At 65.5% G+C, this 7,108-nt stretch carries 6 protein-coding genes; 4 read left to right on the plus strand and 2 right to left on the minus strand.

Translation table 11 applies throughout. The annotated features are described in order from the left end of the window. The first annotated feature begins 261 nt into the window (after window positions 1-261). Window positions 262-1,119, plus strand: a complete 858-nt coding sequence (locus H6A16_RS10325; RefSeq protein WP_204618896.1) for an HAD family hydrolase — start codon at window positions 262-264, stop codon at window positions 1,117-1,119. Between the two features lie 27 nt (window positions 1,120-1,146). After that, window positions 1,147-1,647: a GNAT family N-acetyltransferase gene (locus H6A16_RS10330; RefSeq protein ID WP_204618899.1), complete on the plus strand. Its 501-nt coding sequence runs from the start codon at window positions 1,147-1,149 to the stop codon at window positions 1,645-1,647. Between the two features lie 21 nt (window positions 1,648-1,668). Here the strand turns inward: H6A16_RS10330 and amrS are convergent, their stop codons facing one another. After that, window positions 1,669-2,544 carry an AmmeMemoRadiSam system radical SAM enzyme gene (gene amrS, locus H6A16_RS10335; protein ID WP_204618901.1) on the minus strand — a complete coding sequence of 292 codons (876 nt, stop codon included), beginning with the start codon at window positions 2,542-2,544 and terminating at the stop codon, window positions 1,669-1,671. A gap of 156 nt (window positions 2,545-2,700) precedes the next feature. After that, on the minus strand, window positions 2,701-4,155 hold the full coding sequence (gene amrA / locus H6A16_RS10340) for an AmmeMemoRadiSam system protein A (protein WP_204618903.1): 1,455 nt from the start codon (window positions 4,153-4,155) through the stop codon (window positions 2,701-2,703). Window positions 4,156-4,682: 527 nt separating this feature from the next. Between amrA and H6A16_RS10345 the strand changes: the two genes are divergently transcribed. Together H6A16_RS10345 and H6A16_RS10350 are read left to right on the plus strand one after the other, a co-directional pair. Next, on the plus strand, window positions 4,683-5,294 hold the full coding sequence (locus H6A16_RS10345) for a cytochrome c3 family protein (protein ID WP_204618906.1): 612 nt from the start codon (window positions 4,683-4,685) through the stop codon (window positions 5,292-5,294). Continuing rightward, window positions 5,287-7,017, plus strand: a complete 1,731-nt coding sequence (locus H6A16_RS10350) for an FAD-binding protein (protein WP_204618908.1) — start codon at window positions 5,287-5,289, stop codon at window positions 7,015-7,017. The genes H6A16_RS10345 and H6A16_RS10350 overlap by 8 nt, the downstream gene beginning before the upstream one ends. The last annotated feature ends 91 nt before the right edge of the window (window positions 7,018-7,108 follow it).

Raw genomic sequence — 7,108 nt, forward strand, 5'->3', positions numbered from 1 at the left:
CAGTGTGGCCCAGGCACCGCATCTTGCCGTTCAATCGTTGGGCGCCGCACGCAAGGCGCGCGCCCTCGGCTTTCGCGGCAACCTGCGGCGCCTGGGCAAGCCGTCTCCGTTGTCGGAGGGGATGCCCGACCTCGCCCCTCATTCGGTCGGTCGCCGTGCACGCAGGGCATGTGCTCTTCGTTTTTCATAAGAAGGAAGCACCCGCTTTTGCGCGCTGGGGTACCATGGTTGGCGGTCAATCGAGAGGTTCGGAATACGCCTATGATCAAACTGTTCGCCGCCGATCTGGACGGCACGCTGCTCAATGCGTTTCATAAGGTCGATCGCACGGTCGCTCGCGCGGTCAACGCCGTGGTCGATGCGGGCGCGCATATGGTAATCGCCACCGGGCGCACCATGCTTTCCAATCGCGAGCACGGCTTCGACGGCCTGCCGGTCGAGATGTGCAGCGCGAACGGCTCCATCGTGGTCGGCCGCGAGGGCGTGCTCAAAACCTTTCCGGTTAGCCCGCAGCTGATCGAGGAGCTCGTCCCCGCGTTTCCGGACATCTGCTTCGACTGCATCAAGCTCGAGGGCACCTTCGCAACCGGCACGCCCGAGATGCGCATGGCAGGCTTCGCCTCCGATCCTTGGTGGCGCCAGATCGCCATGCGAGGCATGCGCCAGGTGTTCCAGCAGTCCATTTTCTTCGAGACGCCGCTTTCCGACCTGCTCGACGGAAGCGTGGTCAAGGTCAACTGCCGCGTGGCCGATCCCGTGCGCGCCCAGGAGCTCAAGGCGTTCATCGCCGAGCATAGCGACCTGGTGGTCAACGCTCCGTTCTCTCCGGTGATGTTCGAGATGACCGACCCCGCCGTCAACAAGGGCGCATCGATCGCTTGGCTCGCACGGCATTACGGCTACACGGAGGATGAGGTCGCGGTCTATGGCGATGGCGGCAACGACATCGCCATGCTCAATCGTTTCGAGCACGCCTACGCCACGGCCAACGGCACGCGCGAGGCCAAACGGGCCGCCGGGAACGTGATCGGCCCCTGCGCGCTGCATGCCGTGCCGCGCCATATGATGGCAACCCTGCGCCGGCAGGGGCGCATCCCGTCCTATATCACCATCGATTAGCCCGCTCGTTTCGAAAAAGGAGCGCCCATGGATGCGGTGACCGCCGATCAGCTGACCTTCCGCTTTGCCGAACGTGCCGACACGCCGCTCGTGCTGCGCTTCATCCGCGAGCTCGCGCGCTACGAGCGGCTGGAGGACCAGGTGGTGGCCGATGCCCCGACGCTCGAGCGCGAGCTGTTCGACGAGCACGGGGCGCAAGTTTTGCTGGCCGAGCTTCCCGGCGAGCCCGAGCCCGTGGGCTTCGTCCTGTTCTTCCACAACTTCTCGACCTTCCTGGGCAGGCGCGGCCTGTATCTGGAAGATCTCTACGTGCGCCCCGAGTGGCGGGGGAGGGGCTTCGGCCACGCAATCCTGCGCGAGCTCGCACGCATCGCCCGCGCGCGGGGCTGCGGCCGCATGGAGTGGTGGTGCCTCGACTGGAACGAGCCGAGCATCGGTTTCTACCGCTCGCTTGGCGCCGAGGCCATGGACGAGTGGACGGTCTATCGCCTGGCGGGCGACACGCTGGAGCGTCTGGCGACAAGTTAGTGCCAGGTACAATTATGTCGCCTAGCAGTTGCCGGTGAAGACGTGCTCGAGGTGCTGCCGGGCAACGTCCGCAAGGCGGTATACGGTCTCCACGGGCGTGGGGCCGCGGTCGGTCAGGTGCCAGCGCGGGAAGAAGCGCGTGACGTGGTAGGTGATGCTTTCGTGCCCGCGTCCGCCGTCGAGGCCCGCGAGCCAGCGGGCTGCCGCATCGATCTCGTTGTCCGTATCGTTCATGCCGGGGACGATGAGTGTCGTGACTTCCAGATGGCAGGCGGGGTCCGCCGCCAGACGCTCGATGGTGTTCTTGACGCAGGCGAGCGCGCCGGGGGCTCCGCCGCAGGCATCGTAGAACGCATCCGTGAAGCCCTTGAGGTCGATGTTCGCCGCGTCGATCAGGCCGGCGAGCTCGTCGAGGACGGCGGCCTCGGCGCACCCGTTGGACACGAGCACGTTCACGAGGCCCTGCTCATGGGCGAGGCGCGCGCAGTCGCGCACGTACTCCCAGTCCACGAGCGGCTCGTTGTAGGTGTAGGCGATGCCGATGACCCGCGGGTCGCGTGCGCGGGCGTCGAGCGTGAGGTCCACGAGCTCCTCGGGGGCGATGCTTCGCCAGGGGATGTCCGCGCTGCCTGCCTGCGATATCTCGGCGTTTTGGCAAAACGGGCAGCGCAGGTTGCATCCGTAGCTGCCGAGCGACACCACGAATGTCCCCGGCCGGAAGCGCGCGAGCGGCTTCTTCTCGATGGGGTCGAGGGCAAGCGAGGTGACCCGGCCGTAGGTTTCGGCGACCACCGCGTCGCCCACGTTGCGGCGTGCTCGGCAGAATCCGAGCTGCCCCGGCGCGAGCCGGCAATGCCGTGGACATGTGGTGCAGGTTGCGGGGGTGCGATCGTCCATAGTGCCTCGATTCGGGCTATGCCTTGCCGATGCTACTGCAAGCCTTCCGAGAATATATATATTCTCGGAAGGTGTTCTTGCGTTTTGCCAGATAAACCGTTTACCACCTGCCGAGAATATGCATATTCTCGGCAGGTGGGTCCGTGTGCCGGGTGCCTACAGATGCCGCGTCACCGTGAAGCGCTCAAGGGTGACGCTCGATTCGTCGGGGTTGATGCCGCCCTTGCGCGCGGCGATGCGAATCTGCTCCTCGACGGTGTCCACGCCGTCGAGGTCGGGCAGCAGCAGGCCGCGCCGCCCGCGGTTTGCGCTCACGATGACGCCGTAGCGCTTCGGGTCGAGCTCCTCGGGCCCCGAGATGCGCTCGGGCGCCGAGAGCACGTCCACGTCGTAGACCAGCTCGTCGAGCTCATCGGCCTCGACGGGGGAGAAGCGCGGGTCACGGCAGCCGGCGGAGATCGCGTTCGCGCAGATCTCTGCAGCCAGCGTGTCGCGCGTGGGCAGGATGGTCCCGATGCAGCCGCGCAGCCGGCCGTCCTTCTTGAGCGATACGAACGCGCCCGCCTGCGTGGAGAACAGCTCGTCTGGCAGGGCGTGGGCGAGGTCTTCCGGCAAATCGCGCGCGGGGTCGATATGCCTGCCCTCGCGCACGTACGATTCGAGCGAATAGCGCGCGAGCTGCACCCAGGGGCTTTCCGCAGCCTTGCGCCGCGCCATGTCGTCGGCGTGCCAAGCATCGTACTGGTCGCCGATCGCGCGCGATTCGTCGGATCCGGCAGCTCCCGTGGGCGTGAATGCTGCGATGCCGTACCCCACGCCGAACGGCCCCTCGTGCGACAGCAGCTCGGAGCGCACAGGCGTGCAGTCGAGCGCGCCCGCCATGATCTGGAACGAACGCAGTCCGCATTCGGCCGCGCGCTCGCACATGCCGGGGTCAGCGGTCAGCAGGGAAAGGAAATCGCCCTCGGCAAACGCCCGGCAGATGAAATCGTCGAACACGGGGCCATCGGGCGCGAAGCCATAGGGGCCGTCCGCCTCAAGCTTGTGTGAGAGGTCTCCCGAGGCGATGTAGACGCAGCGGCGGCTGAGCTCCCCTGCGACATGCTGCACGAGCTCGCCCAAGCGATAGTGGTCACGCGGAGAAAGGTCCGAAAGGCCTATACGGACCACACGGTAGGCAGGGGGCTGCGCGCCCGTCTCGGCGCGCAGCTCGTATTCCTTCTGCACGAAGTGGAGCGGTACGAGCACGCCCCAATCGAGCTCGGGGTTGCGCTCGCCTGCGGTTCCGGCGGGCAGATCGCATGCGTCGGCGGCGCGGCACAGGGCGTCGACAAACGGCTCGTCGTAGGTAACGTGGCTGCCGTCGGCGCGGTCGCCGAACTGCGCGAAGGTGCCCCGCGCGCCCGCGCCCCCGGAGATGTGCAGGTAGTCGAGGTAGGACGTCGAATGCGGGCTCGAGATCACGATGGTCTCGGGCGCAAGGTCGGCGATGCGGCGCGCCACCTCGCGGTAGGCGTCGATGGTCGCTCGGATACCGCGCTCGCGGCCTCCTCCGACTCCGGGGACGATCAGCGGCGGATGCGGAACAGCATAAGCAGCAAGAATGGACATAACGGACCATCTCCTCATACGCGTTTACCGCTAGTATGCCCGCAGCGCAGGGAAGGCAGTCCCGTTTTCCTATCGCACGTGCGATTCGGCTGCCTTGGAGCTCTGGATTATAAAGTTAGCCTTTATGAACAGCCGGTTTTCAGCGTTTCTTTCCCGGTTCTGCGCGTAGAAGGCGTTTTCGAAGGGGTATCGTTCAGAAAACCGCTGGTAGATGAAGTGAGCTTCCGCACGCGATCTGTTTCTACTCGAGCCCTTGCGAAAGAAACGCTGAAAACCGGCTGTTCATATAGGCTAACTTGTACAACGATGCCCGGATAAGGCCCGCGCATCGGTGGCCTATTCGCAAGATGACCCCGGGGGTACTCACAGTGCAAGCGGTCTACCTGCGAAAACGCAAAAATCACCCCGCTGGGGTACTAGGCGCGTACCCGCGAGCGCGCGATACTGCCGGCTTGTCAGGATGGCCGCGGCATGCCGATTTCGCGCGAAGCGCGCCCGGATGCCGCATCAAAAGGAGGGGAGGAGCCATGGCTGAATCCAAGGAGACGCCCGAGACGGCGGATGCGCCCGAAGCCGCCAAGAAGGTCCGGCTGTCGCTGTCCAAGAACAAGCGCGTCACCATCGCCGTGATCGTCGTGGCAGCGGTCGCCGTGCTCGGCGTCGCCGGTTACACCTGGAGCACGACGCCCGGGTTCTGTAGCTCGCTGTGCCACAGCCCGATGGCAAACTACGTCGCGGGATACGACAGCGACGATCCGGGTCTGGGCATCACCGTGCACAAGGCCGCCGGGATGAACTGCCTGTCGTGCCACGACCGCTCGACGGTGCGCCAGCTCGGCGAGTTCGCGCACTGGGCGACCGACAGCTATCAGGTTGACGAGGAGGGCTTCCTCGTCAAGGACGAGAGCATGCTCACGAAGGAGTTCTGCACGCGCGAGGGCTGCCACACCTGGGACGCCGTGGTGGACAGCACGTGGGGCTTTGCGGGCAACGACGAGAAGTACAACCCGCATGCGAGCCATCAGGACGGCTCGATCACCTGCAACGACTGCCATAAGATCCATACGACCAACGAGCTGTATTGCGCGAAGTGCCACGACATGGAGCTTCCGGAAGGGTGGGTGGCTACCAGTGAGTAAGCAGAGCATGAACGCCGCTGGCGGCATCACGCGCCGCGGGCTGTTCGGACGTGCGGGTCTGGCTGCCATCGCCGGCGCCGCCGCCGTGTCGCTCGCCGGTTGCGGCGAGGGCGAGCAGGTCGCCAAGGCCGCCGTCAACCCCACCACGCAGCGCGTGACCACGCCGGATTGGCTCGGCGAGGCACCTGAGGTCAACGAGGACGAGATCGCCGAGACCATCGACGTCGACGTCGTGGTCGTCGGCTGCGGCACGGGCGGCATCCCGGCCATCATCTCCGCAGCGGAGGAGGGCGTCCGCGTGCTCGGCATCGACCAGCAGGCGAAGGTCTCCAACGTGCGCGAGGACATCGGCGCCATCGACTCGGCGCTCCAGAAGGAGACCGAGAAGGAGTTCCCGCAGTTCCACATCGATAAGTACGAGGCCATGGAGGACATCGTCCGCTATGCGAACGGCTTCGTGGACTACAACCTGATCAAGCTGTGGGCCGATGAGTCCGGCGCGATGGTCGACTGGCTGACCAAGATCTGCGAGCGCAACGGCGATTTTCGCATGTGGCACGAGGGCTCGATCGGCACGGACAACGGCCAGGCGCGCGACCGCGCGTGGGCGACGGGTCACAGCCCCGAGAAGCTCTCGGACGACAAGGACCTGAGCTTCGGCGTCGATTTGCAGCACTACGCGGAGGAGCTCGGCGCGCAGTTCTGCTTCGAGACCTCGCTCGTGCGCTGCGAGCAGGATTACCTGGGCCGCGTGACCGGCATCATCTGCCGTGACGACCGCGAGCAGACGCTCATCCGCGTCAACGCGAAGAAGGGCGTCATCCTGGCGACCGGCGGCTACGTTGCCAACAACGCGATGGTCGAGGCGCGCCAGGCGTGGAACAACCGCCTGAAGATCAACACGGCGCCTGGCGGCTCGCCCACCGGCGACGGCATCAAGGCCGCCATGTGGTGCGGCGCCGATATCGACCCCATCGGATGCGCGGTCACGTTCAACCGCGCCTGCTGCAAGCCCGACGAGACGGCGGGTTCCGACGTCAAGGGCAAATGGTGGTGGTTCGGCGAGCAGCCGTTCCTCAAGGTCAACCTCAACGGCGAGCGCTTCTGCAACGAGTCGGGTCCCTACGACTACATGCTGCACTCCGCGTTTATGCAGCCCGATCACACGTATGTGGACATCTTCGATTCCGACTACGTCGAGCAGGTGCGCATCATGAACGAGGTGGGCTGCTGCCGCCTGTACCCGTTCGACAACGGCGCGCCCTCGAACCGCGGGATCGAGCAGATGGCCGCCGACTTCGAGAACCTCGAGGAGGCCGGTTACCTCATGAAGGCCGACACCATCGAGGAGCTGGCCAGCAAGCTGAACATCCCGGTCGACAAGACGGTGGAGAGCTTCAACCGCTACAACGAGTTCGCGCGTCAGGGCCACGACGACGACTACAACAAGGAGCCCTATCGCTTGATGGAGCTCAACCATCCGCCGTACTACGGCATCCGCACGGGTTGCTGGTTCCTGTGCACGCTCGACGGCGTGCGCATCAACACCGATATGCACGCCATTCGCGAGGACGGCACGCAGATCGACGGCCTGTTCATGGTGGGTAACGACTCCGGTGGCTTCTTCTCGGTGAGCTACCCCAACCTGTTCACGGGTCTTGCCGTGGGTCGCACGATGACGTTCGGGCGCCGTGCGGGCAAGCTTGCCGCTCAGGGTAAGTAGGTGATGCGGCGGGGACGGGGTTGGACCCCGCCCCCATTTCTGGGGCTGCCGCCTTTTGCGGCAGCCCCTTTTCGGCGTGCGTGCCCTCTGG

Origin of the sequence: Collinsella tanakaei, assembly GCF_016900375.1 — a bacterium.
In the GTDB taxonomy this organism is placed as follows: Bacteria; Actinomycetota; Coriobacteriia; order Coriobacteriales; family Coriobacteriaceae; genus Collinsella.